This is a genomic window from Mesorhizobium robiniae, assembly GCF_040545535.1.
Lineage (GTDB): Bacteria > Pseudomonadota > Alphaproteobacteria > Rhizobiales > Rhizobiaceae > Mesorhizobium > Mesorhizobium robiniae.
Window position 1 is genome coordinate 262,489 of record NZ_JBEPMC010000005.1, and the last position, 20,541, is coordinate 283,029.

The window sequence follows — 20,541 nt, forward strand, 5'->3', positions numbered from 1 at the left end:
CCTCCTCACGTCGGCATGGGCTGCGCGACAATGTGCTCGACCTGCCAGCCGTCGTTGGCATAAGCGGCAGGCAAGGAAGACACGGCATAGCCGGCTGTGGCCAAGAACCCGATGATTTCGCGTGCCTTGTGATCGAGCCCGCTTTTCGTTGCCGCATCCACCTCGCAAATGACCTTCGGGCGATATGCGGTCAGCGCCGCTGTCATGCCGCGAAGTACGTCGATTTCTGCACCCTCGACGTCGATCTTGACGAGGGTTGGCGGCCTGAGGCCGTATCTGGCGATCGAATCGTCGAGTGTCGTCGTCCTGACGCTGAGGCGCCCATTCACATCCGGCGGCGTGGAGACATTGGCGAGCGTTGCGCCACCGAGGTGGCGCGCCAGCAACAATTCGGCATCGCCGGTCACCGCCCCAACCGCTTCGGCGAAAACCTGAATGGTGCTCAGCCTGTTGACGTCTCGGCTTCGCCTGATGGCTGCGGCATTTCGGGGGACAGGCTCGTATGCGTAGACTTGGCCATGCGAGCCGACGCGACGCGCTGCGATCAGTGAGAAGAAACCGATGTTGGCGCCAACGTCATAGAACACATTGCCCGGCTCCAGAAGCGATACAATTGCTTCCTGTATCGGAAACTCATAAGTCCCTCTCGCAAAATCGGGGTCCGCGCCGCGCGAAAAGATCCTCAGGCCGGCAGCTTCACCCGCTGCAACGACAGGCATGCTGTAGAAGACATTGCGGAGCTTCGTCGCCAGTCTCATACAGTGTCCTCATTGGCCGATCTCACATCCAGGGCCAAGCTCAGTGCGGCGCATCGAGTTGCACCGTCCGAAGATGGCAGAATGAATGGCCACCTTCGAGTTATACATCAGGTGGTCTGCTCATACTTTTGCCGGTCTGGCGGTACCTCCGATGTGTGTTTGCCTAATGCATGTCGCCCAAAAGTGCGCAGCGGTTTTGGGGTAAGAAACAAAGACTTAAAGCGCGTTGCATGAATCCTTCAAACACGAAGCGCTTTAAGTGGCGCATGAAGAGGCGAAGACGGCGCTCACGCGTAAACCTCGTATCGCGTGAACATCTCGTGGTCGCTCAGCAGCCGCTTTAGAAAATCACCCCCACCTACATCCGCCAGGGTAGGCCAATCGTCGAGGCCCGCCGGCCGCTCCATCTGGGACCGGTGCGCTGCCAGCGCGTGACATTTTACATCGATCATGTCGCCGATATAGGCATGGGAATTGAACATCCTAATGCCGCGCAAGCCGGCAAGAGTCCGGGCTGTTTGCCGGAATGCGGTGCGATTGAATCCATGCACATCGTCGTGCAGACGGACCCAGGGCCACTGATACCAATACCAGACAGGATATTCGAACACCGTCACGCGCCGGCCATACAGCTTAAGCGCGCCTCGCACGCCAAGATTGGTGGCAACATGGTCGGCAGGCGGCTCCTTTGCATGCGTGACGTACACGCTCTGTGGCTGCCAAGCGAACAGCAACTGAACGATTGCGTCTGCGATCTCGCCGACATGATGCTTTGCCACGCCGTCGGGAATACGCAGAAATCTCACCCGATCGGCCGACCCGCCCAACCGGCAAACAGCCTCGATCGCTTCGTTTTCGCGCGCGATCCGCAGTGCCTCCATATCAAGCCGATCTGAATGAGATGCCGAACCGTCGGTAACGAAAATAAACCGGACGTCGGCGCCGGCGCTAAACTTCTTGCTGGCGACCCCTCCACATCCCAATGTCTCATCATCGGGATGGGGTGCAATGACGACCGCCGACGCCTGCCAGTCTGCTACGTCGAATGGATGAGACCCCTTATGCATCGCTCTATCGAGCATAGCGCCAATTGTATGCCTGACGTCACGCATCGATGGTTTCCGATCATCCGTTCTTCGGTGTGGTCCAACCTGACCTACGCATGGTAGCAAAACAGTAAGCAGTTGGGGTGAGAAAACAATGAAGGTAGGAATTCTTGCTGGCGGATTGGGAACGCGCCTAGCGGAAGAAACGGAGATCCGGCCGAAGCCAATGGTCGAGATCGGAGCGAAGCCGATCCTTTGGCATATCATGATGCATTACTATGCCTATGGCCACCGCGATTTCGCGGTCGCGTTGGGATACAAGGGCGAATACATCAAACGCTGGTTCAGCGACTATGTCGCATTCGATGGCAGCTTGACGGTCAATGCGGCATCGGGAAGCGTCAAGCGCCATTCGAACTCGCTGCCTAATTGGTCCGTTGATCTTGTAGAGACGGGGCTGAACACGCTGACGGGCGGCCGTATAAAACGCCTGATCGACTGGATGGGCGACGAGACGTTCATGCTCACCTGGGGCGATGGCGTTTCGGACGTCAACCTCGATGACCTGATCGCCTTTCACAAGTCGCATGGCAAGCTCGCAACGATGACGGCGGTACGTCCGCCAGCACGCTATGGGCACATCGAATTCGATGGCCATCGCGTTGTCGACTTCACAGAAAAGCCGCAGGCCTCAGAGGGTTGGATCAATGGCGCCTTCTTCGTGCTCGAGCCGGGCATAAAGGACTATATCGACGGCGACGACGTCATGTTCGAACACGCGCCAATGCAGCGGCTCGCGGCCGACGGCCAACTGATGGCATATCGCCACGAATCCTTCTGGCAATGCATGGATACCATCCGGGAAAAGCATCTCCTTCAGAAATTGTGGGACAGCGGGCAGGCCCCCTGGAAAACATGGGAATTGAACGATGAAAGTTCTGGTTACAGGCCACCTCGGTTACATCGGTTCCGTCCTGACTCCGATGCTGCTTGACCGCGGCCATCACGTCACGGGCCTAGACAGCGACATCTTCCGGTCATGCACTTTCGTAGGGAAGCTGGCCGAAGTGCCGACGATCGAGAAAGACATCCGTGACATCGAAATCGACGATGTCGCCGGCTTCGACGCGATCATCCATCTCGCCGGACTTTCAAACGATCCGTTGGGAGACTACCGACCCCTCCTTACCGAAGAGATCAACTGCGGCGCTTCGGTAAGGCTTGCGCGACTCGCCAAGGCCGCCGGAGTCCAGCGGTTCCTATACGCCTCGTCTTGCAGCAATTACGGCGCAGCAGGCGACAGCTTTCTGACTGAAGATGCTCCCTTCAATCCGGTTACGCCCTACGGCGCCTCAAAGGCGAATGTGGAGCGCGCAGTCGCGCCGATGGCGGATCAATCGTTCAGCCCGACGTTCCTGCGCGCTTCCACTGCCTACGGCCTGTCGCCTCGCATCCGCTTCGATCTCGTGGTCAACAATCTGACCGCCTGGGCTTATACAACCGGCCTGGTTTACCTCAAAAGCGACGGCTCGCCATGGCGTCCGATCGTCCACGTGGAAGACATTTCGCAGGCCTACATCGCCGTACTCGAAGCCGAGCGAGAGCTGGTCCACAACGAGGCATTCAATGTCGGCTTGACCACGGAAAACTATCAGATTCGGGAGATCGCGGCGCTCGTGCAAGCGGTCGTTCCCGACAGCCGCGTGAAGTTCGCGCCCGACGCCGGTCCAGACAAGCGGTGCTATCGCGTCGACTGCACCTATATTGGTCGCCGCCTGCACGGGTTTAAGCCGCAATGGACAGCGCGGCGCGGTATCGAACAGCTCTACTACACATTTCGCGCAGCAGGCCTTGCACTTGGGGATTTCGAGGGCGAGCGGTTCAAGCGGATCGCCCATGTGCAAAAGCTGATCCAAAATGGCGAACTGGACGCCGATTTGCGCCGGACGCCGCAGTTGGCGATGGCGGTTTGAGCAAAACACAACCGGGAGCCATGGCCATGATGATTGCTGGAGCAGCATCCGTAACCGAGCAGGTCTGCCGCTCCTGCGGCGGAAGTCACATCGATACTTTCCTGAAGCTCGGCACGACGCCTCTTGCCGATCGGCTTCCATCGAGCATCGACGATGGCGAAGAGGAGCCTGTCTTTCCGCTCAGTGTCGCCTTCTGTGGCGATTGCAGCTTGGTGCAGATCACAGAAACGGTGAACCCCAGGATCCTGTTTGCCGATGCCTATCCCTACTACTCCTCGTTTTCGCAGGCACTGCTACGGCATTCTCGAGACAATGTGCTCGATTTGATTGAGCGTCGCGGCTTACACTCGGGCAGTTTTGTAATCGAGCTGGCAAGCAACGACGGCTATCTCCTGAAAAACTATGTCGAAGCGGGCATTCCAGTTCTTGGCATCGACCCCGCCGATGGGCCTGCTGCCGTCGCCAGCGAGTTCGGCGTGCCAACGCACGTAGCTTTCTTCACGCGCGAACTGGCTGAGTCACTTCGCAGACAGGGCGTGCGAGCCGACGTAATTCACGCAAACAATGTGCTCGCGCATGTGGCCGACACGAACGGTTTTGTTGCAGGCATTGCGCTGTTGCTCAAGGACGACGGCGTTGCGGTGCTGGAGGCGCCGTATGTCGAACCAATGATCGAGCATTGCGAGTTCGATACGATCTACCACGAACACTTGTGCTATTTTTCAGTGACGGCATTGGACAAGCTGTTTCGCAGGCATGGCCTTTATCTCAACGAGGTAAAGCAGCTCTCGATTCACGGCGGTTCAATTCGCCTTTACGTCGAACTGCAAGAGCGTGTCGGAGCAAGCGTCAGGGACCTGCTTGCTCATGAAAGGGGGCAAGGTATCGACGCCATCGATTACTACATTGATTTTTCCGCGACGGTCGACAAGTTGAAAATTGATCTCTCCGCATTGTTGCACCGACTGAAGGCTAACGGCGCCTCAATTGCTGCCTATGGGGCGGCGGCAAAAGGCGCCACCTTGATCAACACGGTCGGCATCGGACGCGATCTCATCGACTTCGTCGTCGATCGCAACGTTCACAAGCAGGGCAAGCACATGCCCGGTCAGAAAATTCCTATCCGCTCTACGGAAGCTCTGTTGGAGGCGCAACCTGACTACGTTCTAGTGCTTGCCTGGAACTTCCTTGATGAAATCATGGAACAACAGGCTGAATATCGAGCTAGGGGCGGAAAATTCATCGTTCCCGTGCCGACCCCGCGGATCGTGTGACCGTGCAAGTCCGAAGCGGTGCCTGCGCCGAGCCGTGCGAACCGGTGAAGAATTCGATGCGTCTTCGCGGCGACTGTCCGGTCTGTCGGCAGAAGGATTTGCTGCACTCGGTGTCATTCGAAGCCATTCCGTTTTCCTGCAACTCTCTGCACCCTGACGCAAACTCGGCCGTCGCTGCACCGACTGGCCAATTCGTTCTCGCGTTTTGCCGCAGTTGTGAACATTTCTTCAACGCGGCGTTCGAAGACGGTCGGATCGGCTATACGCAAAATTACGAGAATTCCCTGCATTTTTCGCCCCGCTTCGTGGCCTTCGTCGAGGATCTCGCCGGTCGCCTGTCCACTGCCTACGCACTCGACGGAAAAACGGTCGTGGACATCGGTTGCGGCAAGGGGGATTTCCTCAAGCGGCTTTGCTCAACCAGCGGCGCCAGAGGCATTGGTTTCGACAGGAGCTTCGAAGATAATCGGGGCGAAAACGTCGCCGGCGTTGAGTTCATCAACGACTGGTTCGGCGATGCCTATCCGGACGTCAAACCTGACTTCGTTTCATGCCGTCACGTCCTGGAACACATAGCTAGCCCGATCGCCTTCCTGCAAGGGCTTCGTTCCCATCCAGGCGTTGGGCCGAGTACCGTATTTTACATCGAGGTGCCTAATGCCCTCTATACATTGCGCGACATGGGAATCTGGGATCTGATCTATGAGCACGTTTCCTACTTTACGCCTCACTCGCTGCGGACAGCGATCCAGGAAGCAGGGTTCGAGGTGCTGGACCAAGGCGCGTCGTTCGGTAACCAGTACCTCTTCATCGAAGCAAAGCCTCTCCAAACCGGCGGCGATTTTTCAATCTCTGGGGAGATAGACGCGTTGGTCCGCCGCTTCGACCAAACCTATCGCGACAAGGTCGCCTGGTGGCGCGATTACCTTGCAGGACGGGATCCAGAGCAGACCGTTGTCTGGGGTGCAGGATCAAAGGGCATCACTTTCGTCAACGTCGTTCCGCTGGGACCGCGGATAAGCGCTCTGGTCGACGTCAACCCGCACAAGCAGGGGCGCTTTGCTCCAGGCACAGGCACACCCGTGATTGGGCCGGAGAGCCTGCGCGGCAGACCCTTGCAGTCGATCATCGTGATGAACCCGCTCTATCGAGACGAAGTTGCCCAGGCGGCGAACAGGCTTGGTCTCGCGCCGGATATCATCGTGGCGTGAGCCGACCCGCCCTTTGCGGCTGACGGCCTGGCATTCCGACTCCATCGACGTCGATCCGTTGCAGGTTGACCGGTCTCGACCAGCAATGTCGCGTATAGTCGGTCGACCGACGCATAAATTGCGTCCAATTGACCGGCGTCCTGAACAGCGCCCGCCAGAGGGACAGGGAGTTAAGTCCGATCAGAAAGCGGGACCGGACGAGTTGCCCGCGCCGGTCGACCGCTGCATAGGTTACGAACCCGCGAAACGCAGTGCCGAACCTCTTCAGCACGGCATCGACCTGTATGTCGTAGCGTTCGTTGGCAGCGAAGCCTTGAAGCGACTTTGTTGTCCCGACCGGCCGCGTGTGTCTTACAACGACGTCGTCAATTATGGCGTAGCGCAACCAGGGCATGTCGGTCAGGCGGGTCCAAAGAAGATCTATTCCCGTCTCGTAGCCAAGCCCGAATAGCTTCAACGCGGTTTGCAGACACCTTGCGCTGAACACCGGACACATCATTTCGACCGTGTTGGTGTATCGCAACAAGTATCTCTTGCCGCTGACAAGTGTCGCTGCGTAGGAGAAATAACTATCCCATGACAACGCTGGCTGAAACAGATCTAATTTATATTGGCGCCCGATTGCGAACAGACGATTCAAGTCCAGCTTCGTCACCTCGATATCATCGTCGATCAGTGCAATGAGGTCATATCGCGTCACAATTTCAGGGTAGCATTGGAACAAGGCATGATACCCTGCGATCTTGCGCCCCGGCAGAAATACGCTCAAATCGTTCTGTCCATGAGAGACGCCAGCCTCGTAGGCGGCGACGAGAAGATCGAAGTCGGCTTCGACCGTCCCCTCCGTCCAGCCGGCATGCAACGAGCTACGCCCCGCCCGGACGATAACCAGATTTCTCTTGCCCGAGCCCTCCGGCAATCTTCGGAAGGCTGACACTGCCGCGGGCGTAACTTGGCGAAAGTTCATTCAAAGCCTCCCGGCAGACGTCGCACCAGATCACTCGTTTCTAGCCAGGAGATCGATTTGAGACGGCATGAATGCGTTTCAGTGCCCCCAGACCGGCGCCGCGCAGCTTGATACGAAGCTGCGGAGAAACAACGCCTACAAGTTCCAGGCAAAATCTCGCGATGAGCAGCGGATCCAAGATCCATCCAACCAGATGAAACAGCGTCATACCCAGCGGTGCTGTCCGCCTGTGCCGATAGGCAATCGCGACGAGGTGTTTTACCCGCCTCGACAATTCAAAGGCGTTCGCGGTAGAGCGGTCTGGATTTTGCCAAGCCAATCGTTCGGAGCTCGGCAATCGCACCGAGCGCGTCGGATGGTCACGGCTATATAGTATGGCGTTGGGCGCGCGAACAAAGGACCCGAGAAGAGCCATCTCGGCCAAAAGCGCACAATCGGAGCCATAGTAGGGCTCGTGCAATGTCGTTTTGGCTAGGGAATCCCGGCGCCAAAGACCAAACATCGCCGCATCCCATCCATGGGCCGCAATCATCACCCGGAAGCGGGATGCGGGCGACGATCCTTCCATGTCCTGCAGCACCCGTTCGACATAGGAAGTCAGTTGCCCGGTCTCGTCGATTCCCAATAAGCGCGGATAGGCAATGACGTGGCGGGCATCGTCGTCGAGCGCACGCACACAGTCCATCAGGAAACCGCGACCCAAGACGTCATCGTGTGCGCACCACTTGAAATATGCGCCCGAGCTCAATTCGAAAGCTCGATTGAAATTGGCTGCGGCGCCCAAATTGCGTGGATTTCGGACATAGCGGACGCGCTTGTCCCGCCGAGCGAATTCCAGACATATGTCGGCGGTTCTATCTGACGAAGCATTGTCGGTGATGACAAGTTCGAAATCGGTGAAGTCTTGCTCGAGGATCGACTGGATCGCCTCGGAGACGAAATTCTCGCCGTTGTAGACGGGCATACCAAGGGATACTTTTGGCGGCTTGGAGTGTTCCATTTCCGGGTTCTTCTTTGATGAAAGTGCGATCAGACCGCGACGATTTCCGGTCGCAGGTCCAGCGCTTTCAAGGATAGCGCCACTTCATTCAGGTAAATCGGGTTCATGACGATGACGAGGTCAGGCGGAGCGTCCAAGAGGTCGCTTGGCGCGATGACCGGGTGACCGGTTCCGGGCGTAAACTTGCCTTGCTTATAGGGGTTAATGTCGACTGCTGCCCAGACTTCGTCTCCAAGCTGCAAGGTCGTCAGGAACGACACCGCTTTGGAACCGCCGCCCCACAGAACGACCCGCCGGCCGTCGGCATGCGCAGCGCGAATGCGCTCCTGCCAGGCGTTCTGAACGGCTCGCACGCGGGCGGGAAAGGTTTCCGCCAAACGGTGCATCACCTCCAGATCGTCCTCGAGCGGCAGTCTCGATGCGGTCCGACCTGCCGACGGCCGAGCGTACTGAACGATGTACTGATTGTCGTAGACGAGTTCCAGATCGGTAACGTCGAATCCTTCTTGGCGAAACAGGCGTGCGTGGGTGCCGGGACTGAAATAGGAGCAATGCTCGTAGTAAATGTCCCAGAACGCGCTCTCTAAGAGCACACGTTTTGCATCGGGCGTTTCGAAGACGGCCCAATCTTCGGTCCTTTTACCGATCATCTTGCGGATCAGCCGCACGAAACTCGACACGGAACTTACGTGTTCGAGCGTGTGGCGACAAAGGACGGTATCCGCTTGGAGATGTTGGTAATCTGGTCCGAAAAAATCGATGATGATCTTAACGTCGCCGTGTTCTTCACTGCGCCCTTTGTCAGCTCGATAACCTGGATCGATGCCGAGCCCAGTGGCACCGCCGGATATGCAAAGTTCGCGGAGAAATTCACCCTTGCCGCAGCCGATCTCCAACACGTGCTTGCCAGTTATCGCACATTTTTGTGCAATCTCGCGTGCAAGTCCCTTCGCGAAACTGTTGAAAGTGCTGGAAAAATGCTGGGATTCCTCAAAATTGGTCGAGTAACCCATGATCGTTTCGTCAAAGGCCCTGTTGAATATGAACCCGCATGCTTCGCAGAATGCGAGGTCAAGGTCGCGACGAGGAAAGGCATGGGCTTCTTGGGCCGAGTTAAGCAGGACGCAGCTATGTACCGGGATGGCTTCGACCCGGTAGATTGACCGGCTAACGGGCGCCGAGCAGCACGGACACGCGGTCGGTCGAAGCGCTTTGCTGTTGCTTGTCATGTGAAGGTCAACCGAATTCATTGTAGAATTGGCTCGGCAAGAGAATCGGTTATATCGCGCGTCGAACTCTCGGCTCCGAAGAGTTCATTGTGCACGGTTGCGCGACCGAGCTGGACAGACCGGGCCAAGCCAAGAGCGTCGAGTATCGCCAGGTCGAACCTTTCCTCGGAGAACCGGGTCGCGTTCATACGACAGGCGTGCGGCGTAATGGACACCGCATTTTCCTCGAATAGATCAATTGCCTCAGCTACAGAATCGACGGCTTGACGGTCGAAGAGCACACCTGTCGGATGGATGCTCTCGCCAAGCGGCCGGACAATGTCGCGGGCACCGCCACGGCCGAAGGCGATCAAAGGAGTACCGCACGCCTGGGCCTCGGCAAGCGTTATCCCGAAATCCTCGCATCCAGCGAACACCATCGCACGAGCATTGGCGATTTTTTCGACGTATTCATGCCGCGGAAGATAACCAGTGAAGATTATGTTTGGACCAGCAAGCGAGCGGAGATGCTTAGATTGTACTTCGTCGCCCACAACAATCAGGCGACGCGACGGAGTTTTGCTGAACGCCTCAATTATCAGATCCGTACGTTTATACGGGGCGTGGAACGCGGCAGTTACGTAGTAGTCATCCTTGCTGGCGACGAATTTAAGTTTCTCGGTGGCCACGGGCGGATGGACTACCCGCGCGTCGCGGCCGTAAATCCGTTCGATCCGGGAGCGAACATAGTTCGAGTTTGCCAGCATCAAATCAGGCCCGTGTGCCGTACGGGTGTCCCAAGTCCGCAGCTTGTGAAGCATATAACGAAAGGCCAGACCCTTCGGCCCGAATCCCAAGCGGGCTTGCTGCAAATAGGAGAATTGTTCGTCCCACGCATATCGCACCGGACTGTGCACATAGCAAAGGTGTGGTTGGTCTGGGCGAGTGAGAACGCCTCGAGAGAACGCGGCCGAAGAAGAAATTACTGCGTCATATCCTGTGACATCAAATTGCTCGATCATAAACGGGCAGAGAAAAAATAAGGACCTGTAGTACTTTTCCACGAATGGAAATCGGTTCATCGGAGAAACGTGAAAAACTACGTCTCGAAAAAACTCGTCTTTGACTTCCGCTGGGAGAAAATCAAATAGGGTGAAGACCTCGGCTCTCGGAAAAATCTTGCAGATCCGAGCTAGGACCTGTTCCCCTCCCCGAAAATTCGGGCACCAGTCATGCACGACGGCGATGCGCGCGTTGCGGTCGATGGCAGCAAATGGCGCCTTGCTGAGGGATCGAAAATGTTTGGTGTCACGGCCCATTATGGTGGTTGCTTTTGGCTGTCGCACATGGCGCATGAATTGCCCTCCCGGAACGTTGGCACCTTTCGGGAATTCTGTGTTGCCCGGATGCTCAACGACTGTGTGTCGTCCGTTCCGTGCAAACAAGCTGTCTATCGGGTTAAGCTCCGCCGCCTCCCGAGACCAGATATACTCCAACGAGGTACGGCTCCTACTTCGATGGGCCTAAGCACACCTCAACGCTAACCTTATGCGCAGGCTGTGTCGGCACGATCGGCGGATTAGGATCATAGCGCGCTCACGTCAGAAGCAGTGCGGGGGCAGAAGCAGTCCGGGGCGCCGTGTCCGTGTCCATTGCCGCGCAGGGAGTTGATCGTCGATGAAAATGGTCGTTATTGTCGCAACGTTTGGTCGCCGGGAACAAGTGGCTCGGCTTCTCGCTCAGCTTGAGCGACAAACCCGACTTCCTGACGCGGTAATCATTTCGGCTCCCGACGCAGGCCATGTTCCCGACAACATAGTTTGCCGGTTTCCTGTATCGAGCGTCTTCGGGAAAACGGGCTTGCCGGCACAGCGCAATATCGCCCTCGATGTCGCGGGTGACCGTTTCGACGTAATCACCTTTTTCGACGACGACTTCATTCCTGCAGACGACTATCTCGAAGGCGTATCCAAGGCGTTCAACCAGCAGCCGGACTGGGCAGTGGTGACTGGAAACGTGCTGAAGGACGGCGCCACGACTGCAGGGCTAACCTGGGACCAAGGTATCCAGGCGCTTCACGAAGCCGGCACAGCGACTGATGCGCGTGGAGTGGATCAACTCAGCGCCTATGGATGCAACATGTCGATCAGGGCGGCATTCATCAACGGCCTTCGCTTCGACGAACGGCTTGTGCTCTATGGGTGGCAGGAAGACGTTGATTTCACCAGCCAGTTGAGAGCCCGAGGGCGGGTCGTCTCTCTGCGTTCGATCCGCGGAGTTCATCTCGGCGTCAAGAGCGGTCGCGTAAACGGCGTTCGTTTCGGCTATTCTCAGGTGGCGAACCCAATCTACCTCATCCGCAAAGGGACCGTTCCATTGACGGTCGCAGTAAAATTGATGGGCAAGAATCTGCTTGCCAACCTCGCGCTCAGTCTCTGGCCGGAATCCTACATCGACCGGAGAGGACGTCTGCGCGGCAATCTTCTGGCTCTTTCACACGTCGCAAGAGGCCGGGTGCAGCCAGAATACATCCTAGAGATCTAGCGCAGAGGCAAGAGATGCTCGACGACCCGTCTTTTTCGACCGACAAAGCCACTCGCTCAAATCACCGAGCCCGGTGCCCCGACAGGCTGTCCAATCGGCGCGAGCATTGGCGCTCGCTCCACGTCGTGGTGGCGGCGGGGATGTCCTTGGCCTGCATGTTGGGTGTTTCGGTTGCAAACGCCAAAGAGTATGTGCTCGGCCCGCAGGATAAGCTCCGCATCAAGGTCTACGAATGGCGCGCGTCGCGCGACACGATTTTTGCCTGGAGTGCTCTCAACGACGTATACACGATCGGTCCCAACGGCTCCGTCTCGCTGCCGCTGGTTGGCGAAATCAAGGCTGCCGGCCTCACCAGCAGCGAGATTGCGAACTCCATCGGCGACAGGCTGATGAAAAGTGTCGGTCTTGGGCGAAAACCGAACACTGCTGTGGAAATCGTCCAGTTCCGACCGTTTTACGTTGTCGGCAAGGTGACGCAGTCGGGAGAATTCGCATACCGGCCCGGACTGACCGTCTTGCAGGCATTGAGTATTGCCGGCGGACTGCGGACGCGGGAGGACAAGGACGCCAGGTTCGAGCGCGAAGTGATCCAGGGTCGAGGGGACGTGGACCTGCTTAAACTGAACGAGGCCAATCTCCTCGCTCGCAAGGCACGGCTCGAGGCGGAACTCTCGCATGCCAGCGACATTCAGTTTCCGCCCCAGTTGACGTCGAGCATTCAGGACGGCGTTTTCGCTATGCTGATGAACCAGGAGCGTTTGATCTTCCAAGCGCGCAGCGAAGGGTTGGACACTCAGATCAAGGCGCTTCAAGGTTTGCGTGAATTCCTCCAGAAAGAACTCGCTTCGCTGGAAGCGCAACTCGTTTTCCTCGACAAGCAGATCGGCTCCATCCAGAAAGAGTTGACAGCGGTCTCGGCGCTTGTCGTCAAGGGTCTTGCGGCGGCGCCGCGGGAATTTTCCCTCGAGCGAGCCCTTGCGCAGGCGCAGAGCGAGAGATTGTCAGCGGAAACCAGTCTGCTGCGCGGCCGTCAGGAAATCAGCAAGACAGACATATCAATTCTCGAACTCCAGGATGGGCGGAAAAACGAGATAACGATCGACCTGCGTCAGACTCAAGCCGAACTCGATGCTCTCGACAGCAAAACAGAAACAGCAAGGCGGCTACTGTACGACTCCGCGATATCCGCCCCGAACCTTCTTGCCCGCCGAGCCGACGCGGATCTGGCTGCGCCAATCTACACGATTTTCCGACCGTCGGCGGATGGTACGACGGCGCAAATACAAGCTAAGGAAACGAGTGTCGTGGAGCCTGGAGATACCATCAAGGTTGAAATACCACTGCCTCCGGATGAAACAGGCGTCTTGGACCTGACGTCAACCGAGCGGCACGGGGCGCCGGGAATAGAACTCAAAGCAGATATCACCGGCGATACTGTTGGCATTCCGTAGCCTCGGCGGATTTTTTTAGACGCGGCCTGGAACACTGCCGACCTGGGCTTGAATCGCGTTTTCGCTGGAATCGCGCGAATGCTGGAGCGTCGCAAGAGCTCCAGCAACCCTTTTGTCTTCAACAGGCAAGAGCCGGCTGACAAGAACGACCGCGAGAGGAATCAAGAACACGATACCGGGATCGGCGCTACCGCTTGCCAGGGAACCGGCGACGAGCGCAGCCAAGGCGCAAGCGCGCACACTCGATGCGATCGCGTCAACCTCCGGGTCGATCCGACCGCCGCCACCCCGCAGACCGCGTACCAGCATTGCCAACAGAACTGTCATCATCGCGGTGCCGAACAGGCCCAACTGGGAAAGCAGCGCTATCGGCCAACTCGAGGCCCGCGAGCTTCCCAGCCCAACCCCCAGCCCACCTGTATCGAAGAAAGACTGCAGGCTTTTGTAATTCCAGTAGCTGCGCTCCTGGCCGGAGGCCGATGTAACTTTGTTGATTACCGTGGTGTCGACAAGCTGCAAAACCGGATCGAAGAAATGCGGATAGAGCAGACTGGCGGCCATCGCGGAGAGGAGCAACGGCGGCAGCAACGCGATAAGCAGTGCCTCCCCCGGCCTCAGCCGACCTGAAGCGAGCGACTTCACGACGGAAAAGACAGCGGGCACGCTTATGATTGCAAGACCGACATAGGCGGTCGACGATGTCGACAACAGCAGGAGAACAAACAGGGCCGCTCCTAACCCCAATGCGAATTTGGATCCGGTCTTGCGCCAATAGGTGTAGGTGAACGCCAGCCCTGCCAGCGATGCCCCGCCGAATGCCGATGCCTCTGAAAACGCCCCCGCAATCCGCCAAAATCCAGCTTCCGTAACTTGCGTCAGCATGGCGTAATTGGCCGTACGAATCGGGGCGAGGATGTCGCCGGCGCCAATCACCTTGCCCAACAAATCCAGAATACCCATCGACACGTGCAAGCTGAACCATAAGAAGAAGCCTCGCCTGATATCGGCTAACGTGCCGCTGCGCCGAAGCAGCAGACAGACAGCCAGGAATGTCAGCCCTCCCAGAACGAAGTATCCCGCCTGAGAGATATTGGCCGAGACCGGCGCCAAGGCCGCTTCGTAGACGCCCCTACCGGTGCGGGAAGCGACGAAGGCGCTCGTCTGCCCAGCAAAGAGCCTTGGAAATAACAGCGCTCCGATGCTCACATAGATCATGAGCGCGCAGACGATCCATGCTGCACCTATACGAACGAAGACCGCTCCTATTTCTCCCCAGATTCCCCGTCGAGCTAGCGCGGTCACTATCAGGAGCATGTCAAAGACCGTGAAGATAAGCGGCGATGAGCCGCCAAGCGCGGTTATTGTCCCGATCGCGGTCGCACCAAAAGCCAGAGAGGCAATTAGCGCGGTGATCATCGACCAGCGCATGTAAACGACGAAGGCTAGGATTCCCGTGCAAATTAATAACCCAACGACGGAAACCTGCATTTCATCCTCCGACGATCAATGATCCCGATGCTGGCTGCGCCACCGGAACCGCTTAGCCAAGCGAGTGGCTTCACAGAAACGGGCGACTCTGATTTCCTTGGGACGGGGTTGATCTCGCGCAGCGTAAATTGCCCCGGGGAGGTCGTCGTGTTGCTTGCCATTGTCGGCGTTGCGGGTGTCGCCCTGATAATGGGGCTTACGCTGCGCGCGCCGGCGCTGATAGTGGCGACATTGGTGGTGATCGTCGTCAGCATCGCTGTGGGCAGTTTTCTCGACCTGTCTGTTCAAACCACCATCCGCTCGACACTCTACCTTGTTATCGTCACCCAAATTGCCTACTTGGTCGGCCTTGCGTTTGCCGTGCTGCGGCGCCGCCCAGGCCGCGGGCGATAATCGCGTGGGCGATACCCCTAAGACCGTTCCGCTCCATCTCCCCCTGACATTCCCAAGTTCAGGAGGTCTGATCAAACTTCATCATGGCCGGTATTGTCCGCATCAGGATCGAAAGATCGCTGCGTAGAGACCATGTTCGAACGTACTGCGTATCCAGCAATACGCGATGTGAATAGTTTGTCATGTTTCTCCCGTTTATCTGCCAGAGGCCGGTCAGTCCTGGCCGCGTCTTCAAATATTCGTGCGACGCGGCGCCGTAGCGTCGCAATTCGTCGGCAACGACAGGTCGCGGACCGACGCAACTCATGTCGCCACGCAAGACGTTGAACAGCTGCGGCAGCTCATCCAAGCTCGATTTGCGAAGCATCTTCCCGAAAAACAGGATACGCGGATCGCACTTCAGCTTCTGGTTCGCTGCCCACTCCTGGGCGGCTTGTGGATCACTGCTCAGATGCCGCTCGAGCACCTCCTCGGCGTTTGGTACCATGGTGCGGAACTTGTAGCAGTCGAAGACCTTTCCGTTGAATCCGATACGGCGGTGAACAAACAGCACCCGACCGCCTGTGGTGGCGTTGATCAGAAGCGGGATAAGAACCAGGAGCGGGCCGGCCATAATGAGCGCTGTCGAGGCCACCAGCAGATCCAGAACCCTCTTGGCCCGACCGCCGAGAGGCTGTCGGTGGTCGCCTCGCGCATTTTCCTGAATGCTTGCCGTTTGCGTACCTGGCTCAAGCACAATGGTCCCGTGGTCATGGCTTGCATTGAGTTGAGGCGACGAAGGGTCTGGCGTGTTCGATGTGGCGGCCGCGCCGGTTTCACGCCGGAGAAGCAATGTCGCCGCAGGCTTGGCTCCGACCAGAACGGCCCAGTCTTCAAGGGCCAAGTCTTCGCACGACCCCAGGTTGCTTTCGATCACGTTGGACATTTCTGCTTGCGCTCGATTTCAGCTGTTTTCGTTTGCATTTTGTCGACGACGGATGACCTCCGGCAAGCAGGGAAAAGGTGGTAGATTGGGGGTGATTGGCAGCGGAGGGCTACCCCTAAGATGCTAAAGCTAGGTACGGACGAATGGCTGCTCCGTCCAAAGGCTGGGCACGATACCGGAATCGAACGTTCGGCTCGCCGTTCTCTGCGCCGTCTTGCCAGGGGCGCAGATTCACTGGCAGGCAGGTCGAATTGACGGGCGATGGGCTCGCGCTCCACTGACAATGCTGCGAGGACAAGATGTCAGCGTGGTGCTTCGGCTGCGCGCTTGCGGTAACGATGAGCCGAAACAGAACGAACACGTGTCATCAACACACCAAGGACGGACGAATTGGTGTTTTTGAGAGTCTGCGTCAGATCCTCAAGTTGATCGAGCGACGTCACACCCCACTGCGCCACCACAATCACGCCATCAAGAAGCGGGCAGACGGCAAGCCCTTCAGCACCTGAACTAAGCGGCGGAAGCTCAACAATGACGACACTGTAAGCGCCAGCACCGCTTAGTAAGCTCTCCATGTTGTCGGGAACACGCAAATCCGACGAACTCGACCAATCGTTCTTCAGGTAATAAAATGATGTCTCTTCAATGAACCGAATTTGCTTCACGAGATCTTTGGGGCTCCCGGAATCCTGGCCGATCAATTTGAAATCGGATGGATCGATAAGTTCGTTGGCCAGGGCCGACTTATGATCGACGTTGATCACGAGGGTCGCTGTGCCAGAGGCCCCACAGAGGGCCGCCAGATTGCTCACAACGGTGCTCTTTCCATCACCGGGGGACACGGATGTGATTCCGATGCGACGCCTTGAATGGGTGGTCCCGGCCAAGCCCATGATCGCCTTGACTCTTTTAAGACTGCCGCTGAATGAAGAGTCCGGGTTCCTCAGCACCTCGTCAAGGCGGCCAAAACCACCCCGCCTGAAGTTGACCGGCGGCAGTTCTCCAATACAGGCCAGGCCCAATTCCAATCGGATCTGATGCGGTGTCCTCACGTTCCGATCGAGGCCGCGCCGCGCCACGGCATACCCGATGCCAGCCACCAGTCCGGCAAGTGCACCAAAGGCGAGGATCAGCGTCTTGCGCGGCCGACTCGCTATCTTTGGGCTCGTTGCGGATGTAATGACGCGAGCATCGGCGATTAGATAAGGCTGTTGGTCAACCGAGTTCGTATACGCCCCGAGCAGGCTTTCATACATCTTGCGATAGGTGTCGGCGGTAACTTCCAACTGCTCTAGCGTAGTCTGGTGTGTTGGCTGTTCTTCGCTGGGCGGGAGAGCCTGCCCCTCGATGGACGTCTCCCCCTGATCTATGCTGTAGTCGTGCTTTGCGCGAAACTCCTGGGCGACCCTGGTTGCCCTGTTCATCTGATCGCCGACCTCCCGCATCCGCCTTTCCAACCATGCGATGCCTTCGCTGGCCGCTGCTGTAGTCGTTTGCACTTGCTCACGCACGAATGCGTCCGCTGTGGCATTTGCAATGCGTGCCGCCAATGCCGGGTCCAGAGACTGGAATGTGATGTCTATCGCATACGAGACACCGACACGCTGGACGTCCAAGCCATCGTTGAATGTCTCCACTGCGCTAAGCTCACGTTCGGATTCCGGCTGCGGGCTAGCCGTTTGCATTCGGTCCGGCCCCGGCAGCACTCGATGAGGTCCACCGGCCTGAACCACACTCACCCAGGCCCTGCGAAACCTCTCGCCTATGGTCGGACCTTGCATATCCCTGAACGTTGGATTGTTCATGAGTCCAAGCTCATCGATCACCATCCTGGCGATCTTCTGGGACCGCAGAACTGCGAGCTGGCTCTCGACCTGAGCGGTGTCGAGCGACAGATTCACTTCGGCGGGTTGCTGCTGAAGGTTTCTGGGAATCTTCGGCTCGATGAGGATCTGGGTCCGCGCCGTATAAATAGGATCCGAGGTAACAAAGTAAAATGTGGCGCAAACGATCCCGGCGACCGTGAATGCCAGAATCGAGAAAAGATACTGCCGGACAAAAGAAACAACGTCTGTGAGGCTGATAAAATCCTGCGAGGCATCTGCCCCGAGCCATGGCTTGTGAGCAATTGCCGCCAACGGCCGGTCTAGCATGGCTTCAATCCATATCTGCAACGAAAAGAGCGGCGAACTGCAACGGTCGAGCAGGATCGCCACCAATGGGCCACATTGGGAGCATGCAGCCGTGGCGAAACCGTTTAGCTTGATCGGCTCAACATTTGGGCGCCAGGAAACATCTCATTGAGCTTGTAGACGACCTCCGTCCTGTTCGTCGCCTTCAGCTTCTTCATGATGTTGCGGATGTGGACCTTGACCGTGCTCTCTCGGAGGTTGAGCTCATGAGCGATTATCTTGTTCGCCTTCCCGCGCCTGAGGGCCTGGACGACCTCTTCTTGCCGCTCCGTGAAAACGCTCGCCATGGGCCTTGTCATATCGACACCCGTATCGATTGCTTTGTGCTGGGCAAGCACACTGCTTGCAGGGACGAATGTGCCACCGGCAAGGACAAGATTTACGGCTTCAACACAGATCTCGAAACGGATCGACGAAGGGATGTAGGCCTTTGCGCCATAATTCAATGCCTTCAGAATCTGCTCCAAATCGTCGGTATCGGCCAAAATCACCACTGGAACCGGGTGAGCCTCATTCACGAGATCGGCGATCTCGCTGCCGGTCCTTGCGTCTGTCACCTTTCGGCTGCCCACGTTCAGTAGAATAGCCGACGTCGACAACGCGATCTCTTGATGCCGCCACTCTTCGATGGAACCGAACGACAGGATTTCCTTCCCGATGCCATAAGCGGTCAGGCATTGCGCAAGACATTGTCGGTCAAGCACTCGTTCATCCACCAGAGCCAGGCAGGATTCGGCTAAGCCGTGTCTATGAAGATGTATTCCATTCCCGGCCTTCCGCGATACGAATTCCAGCGCACCGGGCGATTTGGTGTCCAATTGAATTGTCGCAACCATGAAGTTACTCCCCAACATTACCCACGTTTAGAGACCAGCACGAGAGGGACTTCGGAAAACTACCTTTCCCGCGAGCGATGTTCCGCTCGCGCCACCTTCATTATAAGTGTGAGATTGTCAGGCCCCCGCCACGGTCACAGCACTATTGCGTAGACGAGGGTATCGGTCAAAAGATGGGCCTTCACTAATTTAGGTTAACAAAATCTAAAAAAAAAATTTGGCTACTTCATTTGGTCTCAGAAGAGCCGAATCGAGCGGAAACTGGACCCTCGCGTTGTTTTCCAGTTGCAAATATCGCCGTCCATAAGGATAGCCGGCTTTCACGGAGGCGGTATGGCTTTGAGGCGCGTCGCACCGCCTTGGCGTCGTGCGCCAATGTGGCGTCAACCATAGATATAGCTGTCATCGAACTCGGCAAATTTCGTTACGCCCAGTCGATCGAGCAGGCGAACATGACCTTGGCGGAACTCCAGGAACCTACGTTCCCGCAATTCCCGCAGCATTCGATTGACATGGATCGGCGTCAGGCCGAGCGCGTCCGCGAGGTCGTACTGGGTGAGAGGGCATGCATAGCCCGTGCGGGTGACAGCACCGACACGCTCCAAGCGCGTTCTCAGTTCGAGCAATAAGTGCGCTGTACGCGCCAAGGCGCTGCGTCGGCCTATGTTGGTGAGGTGTTGGGCAACAAGCGCTCTCTGGCGCGCGATAGTTTCGAGAAAAAGAGAAGCTATGTGGGACGACTTCGCCGCACCAAGTGTCTTGGTGGAGGCTTCCAATACCGCAAGGTCGGTTTGAGCCACAAATGTCTCAAAAGCAGTACCGGTGTACATCTGTGGCATGACGACATCGCCTTTCAGGGCGAAATCCAAGATCTGTCGCTGGCCACCGGCAAGATCATGGGAAATGCACCCCCAGCCTGACTCGATCAAGAAGACCCGATCGTCGCCCTCCCCCTGATTGACGATGGCGGTTTCCGCCTCGTATCGCTTCGGCACGAAACCTAGCGCCTTAATATACGCCTTATCGTGGCTTTTAACTCCGACCGACGTCGGACCGTTTTCATATCCATTCGAAAAAGGGCGTGAAGCGTACGTCATTCGAACCCCGCCAATCCTCCTCTAGATACCTCCCTAGGCAAAAATGTACTTCAGCTTTGACGCGCTGAGTACCCTGCTCAGGCTACAACCATCGGATGATATTGCACTGCACTCTCCCAAGAAAGCAAGGATCCTGCCCGATCAAGCCCGAAATAGGATCCGAATTGACCCTAAAGTT

Annotated in this window: 17 protein-coding genes and 1 pseudogene; 7 read left to right on the plus strand and 11 right to left on the minus strand. The window is 57.2% G+C overall.

Annotated features, from left to right (window positions below; all coding sequences use genetic code 11):
- Positions 1 to 5: 5 nt before the first annotated feature.
- Positions 6 to 758 (minus strand): FkbM family methyltransferase, encoded by a 753-nt coding sequence (locus ABID19_RS16075; protein WP_354491984.1) that lies wholly within the window; start codon positions 756 to 758, stop codon positions 6 to 8.
- A 287-nt stretch (positions 759 to 1,045) separates the two neighbouring features.
- On the minus strand, positions 1,046 to 1,870 hold the full coding sequence (locus tag ABID19_RS16080; RefSeq protein WP_354491985.1) for a PIG-L deacetylase family protein: 825 nt from the start codon (positions 1,868 to 1,870) through the stop codon (positions 1,046 to 1,048).
- An 88-nt stretch (positions 1,871 to 1,958) separates the two neighbouring features.
- Here ABID19_RS16080 and rfbF point away from each other — a divergent pair.
- The 4 genes and pseudogenes from rfbF to ABID19_RS16100 form a co-directional block, all read left to right on the plus strand.
- A pseudogene (gene rfbF / locus ABID19_RS16085) lies at positions 1,959 to 2,726 on the plus strand (glucose-1-phosphate cytidylyltransferase); the annotation flags it as partial.
- Positions 2,727 to 2,733: 7 nt separating this feature from the next.
- The gene (locus tag ABID19_RS16090; protein WP_354491986.1) at positions 2,734 to 3,777 is read left to right on the plus strand and encodes an NAD-dependent epimerase/dehydratase family protein; all 1,044 of its coding nucleotides are present in this window, start codon (positions 2,734 to 2,736) and stop codon (positions 3,775 to 3,777) included.
- Between the two features lie 26 nt (positions 3,778 to 3,803).
- On the plus strand, positions 3,804 to 5,051 hold the full coding sequence (locus ABID19_RS16095; RefSeq protein ID WP_354491987.1) for a class I SAM-dependent methyltransferase: 1,248 nt from the start codon (positions 3,804 to 3,806) through the stop codon (positions 5,049 to 5,051).
- Between the two features lie 56 nt (positions 5,052 to 5,107).
- Positions 5,108 to 6,262, plus strand: coding sequence for a class I SAM-dependent methyltransferase (locus tag ABID19_RS16100; RefSeq protein WP_354491988.1), 1,155 nt, complete (start codon positions 5,108 to 5,110; stop codon positions 6,260 to 6,262).
- On the opposite strand, the gene ABID19_RS16105 is transcribed toward ABID19_RS16100, so the two are convergent.
- The 4 genes from ABID19_RS16105 to ABID19_RS16120 form a co-directional block, all read right to left on the minus strand.
- Positions 6,249 to 7,229, minus strand: a complete 981-nt coding sequence (locus ABID19_RS16105; RefSeq protein ID WP_354491989.1) for a DUF707 domain-containing protein — start codon at positions 7,227 to 7,229, stop codon at positions 6,249 to 6,251. The genes ABID19_RS16100 and ABID19_RS16105 overlap by 14 nt on opposite strands.
- A gap of 40 nt (positions 7,230 to 7,269) precedes the next feature.
- Positions 7,270 to 8,229, minus strand: coding sequence for a glycosyltransferase family 2 protein (locus ABID19_RS16110; protein ID WP_354491990.1), 960 nt, complete (start codon positions 8,227 to 8,229; stop codon positions 7,270 to 7,272).
- A gap of 29 nt (positions 8,230 to 8,258) precedes the next feature.
- Positions 8,259 to 9,242, minus strand: coding sequence for a class I SAM-dependent methyltransferase (locus ABID19_RS16115; RefSeq protein ID WP_354491991.1), 984 nt, complete (start codon positions 9,240 to 9,242; stop codon positions 8,259 to 8,261).
- Positions 9,243 to 9,475: 233 nt separating this feature from the next.
- Positions 9,476 to 10,756 carry a glycosyltransferase gene (locus tag ABID19_RS16120; protein ID WP_435528737.1) on the minus strand — a complete coding sequence of 427 codons (1,281 nt, stop codon included), beginning with the start codon at positions 10,754 to 10,756 and terminating at the stop codon, positions 9,476 to 9,478.
- A gap of 358 nt (positions 10,757 to 11,114) precedes the next feature.
- Here ABID19_RS16120 and ABID19_RS16125 point away from each other — a divergent pair, with 358 nt between their 5' ends.
- Together ABID19_RS16125 and ABID19_RS16130 are read left to right on the plus strand one after the other, a co-directional pair.
- Positions 11,115 to 11,981 (plus strand): glycosyltransferase family 2 protein, encoded by an 867-nt coding sequence (locus ABID19_RS16125; protein WP_354491992.1) that lies wholly within the window; start codon positions 11,115 to 11,117, stop codon positions 11,979 to 11,981.
- Between the two features lie 14 nt (positions 11,982 to 11,995).
- Positions 11,996 to 13,432 (plus strand): polysaccharide biosynthesis/export family protein, encoded by a 1,437-nt coding sequence (locus tag ABID19_RS16130; RefSeq protein ID WP_435528732.1) that lies wholly within the window; start codon positions 11,996 to 11,998, stop codon positions 13,430 to 13,432.
- A 15-nt stretch (positions 13,433 to 13,447) separates the two neighbouring features.
- Here ABID19_RS16130 and ABID19_RS16135 read toward each other — a convergent pair whose 3' ends face one another.
- Positions 13,448 to 14,920: a hypothetical protein gene (locus ABID19_RS16135; protein WP_354491993.1), complete on the minus strand. Its 1,473-nt coding sequence runs from the start codon at positions 14,918 to 14,920 to the stop codon at positions 13,448 to 13,450.
- A gap of 18 nt (positions 14,921 to 14,938) precedes the next feature.
- On the opposite strand from ABID19_RS16135, the gene ABID19_RS16140 reads away from it, so the two are divergent.
- Entirely contained in the window at positions 14,939 to 15,313 is a 375-nt protein-coding gene (locus ABID19_RS16140; protein WP_354491994.1) for a hypothetical protein, read from the plus strand.
- Positions 15,314 to 15,371: 58 nt separating this feature from the next.
- On the opposite strand, the gene ABID19_RS16145 is transcribed toward ABID19_RS16140, so the two are convergent.
- The 4 genes from ABID19_RS16145 to ABID19_RS16160 form a co-directional block, all read right to left on the minus strand.
- Positions 15,372 to 16,238 carry a sugar transferase gene (locus ABID19_RS16145; protein WP_354491995.1) on the minus strand — a complete coding sequence of 289 codons (867 nt, stop codon included), beginning with the start codon at positions 16,236 to 16,238 and terminating at the stop codon, positions 15,372 to 15,374.
- A 302-nt stretch (positions 16,239 to 16,540) separates the two neighbouring features.
- Positions 16,541 to 18,454, minus strand: a complete 1,914-nt coding sequence (locus ABID19_RS16150; protein WP_354491996.1) for a Wzz/FepE/Etk N-terminal domain-containing protein — start codon at positions 18,452 to 18,454, stop codon at positions 16,541 to 16,543.
- Between the two features lie 41 nt (positions 18,455 to 18,495).
- The gene (locus ABID19_RS16155) at positions 18,496 to 19,266 is read right to left on the minus strand and encodes a response regulator transcription factor (RefSeq protein ID WP_354491997.1); all 771 of its coding nucleotides are present in this window, start codon (positions 19,264 to 19,266) and stop codon (positions 18,496 to 18,498) included.
- Positions 19,267 to 19,649: 383 nt separating this feature from the next.
- Positions 19,650 to 20,363: a Crp/Fnr family transcriptional regulator gene (locus ABID19_RS16160; RefSeq protein ID WP_354491998.1), complete on the minus strand. Its 714-nt coding sequence runs from the start codon at positions 20,361 to 20,363 to the stop codon at positions 19,650 to 19,652.
- Positions 20,364 to 20,541: the final 178 nt, after the last annotated feature.

What these genes read in the sequence shown, in the direction of transcription:
- ABID19_RS16075 (WP_354491984.1), bottom strand. Translation starts at nt 758, where the DNA reads ATGAGACTGGCGACGAAGCTCCGCAATGTCTTCTACAGCATGCCTGTC.
- ABID19_RS16080 (WP_354491985.1), bottom strand. Translation starts at nt 1,870, where the DNA reads ATGCGTGACGTCAGGCATACAATTGGCGCTATGCTCGATAGAGCGATG.
- ABID19_RS16090 (WP_354491986.1), top strand. Translation starts at nt 2,734, where the DNA reads ATGAAAGTTCTGGTTACAGGCCACCTCGGTTACATCGGTTCCGTCCTG.
- ABID19_RS16095 (WP_354491987.1), top strand. Translation starts at nt 3,804, where the DNA reads ATGATGATTGCTGGAGCAGCATCCGTAACCGAGCAGGTCTGCCGCTCC.
- ABID19_RS16100 (WP_354491988.1), top strand. Translation starts at nt 5,108, where the DNA reads ATGCGTCTTCGCGGCGACTGTCCGGTCTGTCGGCAGAAGGATTTGCTG.
- ABID19_RS16105 (WP_354491989.1), bottom strand. Translation starts at nt 7,229, where the DNA reads ATGAACTTTCGCCAAGTTACGCCCGCGGCAGTGTCAGCCTTCCGAAGA.
- ABID19_RS16110 (WP_354491990.1), bottom strand. Translation starts at nt 8,229, where the DNA reads ATGGAACACTCCAAGCCGCCAAAAGTATCCCTTGGTATGCCCGTCTAC.
- ABID19_RS16115 (WP_354491991.1), bottom strand. Translation starts at nt 9,242, where the DNA reads ATGGGTTACTCGACCAATTTTGAGGAATCCCAGCATTTTTCCAGCACT.
- ABID19_RS16120 (WP_435528737.1), bottom strand. Translation starts at nt 10,756, where the DNA reads ATGGGCCGTGACACCAAACATTTTCGATCCCTCAGCAAGGCGCCATTT.
- ABID19_RS16125 (WP_354491992.1), top strand. Translation starts at nt 11,115, where the DNA reads ATGAAAATGGTCGTTATTGTCGCAACGTTTGGTCGCCGGGAACAAGTG.
- ABID19_RS16130 (WP_435528732.1), top strand. Translation starts at nt 11,996, where the DNA reads ATGCTCGACGACCCGTCTTTTTCGACCGACAAAGCCACTCGCTCAAAT.
- ABID19_RS16135 (WP_354491993.1), bottom strand. Translation starts at nt 14,920, where the DNA reads ATGCAGGTTTCCGTCGTTGGGTTATTAATTTGCACGGGAATCCTAGCC.
- ABID19_RS16140 (WP_354491994.1), top strand. Translation starts at nt 14,939, where the DNA reads ATGATCCCGATGCTGGCTGCGCCACCGGAACCGCTTAGCCAAGCGAGT.
- ABID19_RS16145 (WP_354491995.1), bottom strand. Translation starts at nt 16,238, where the DNA reads ATGTCCAACGTGATCGAAAGCAACCTGGGGTCGTGCGAAGACTTGGCC.
- ABID19_RS16155 (WP_354491997.1), bottom strand. Translation starts at nt 19,266, where the DNA reads ATGGTTGCGACAATTCAATTGGACACCAAATCGCCCGGTGCGCTGGAA.
- ABID19_RS16160 (WP_354491998.1), bottom strand. Translation starts at nt 20,363, where the DNA reads ATGACGTACGCTTCACGCCCTTTTTCGAATGGATATGAAAACGGTCCG.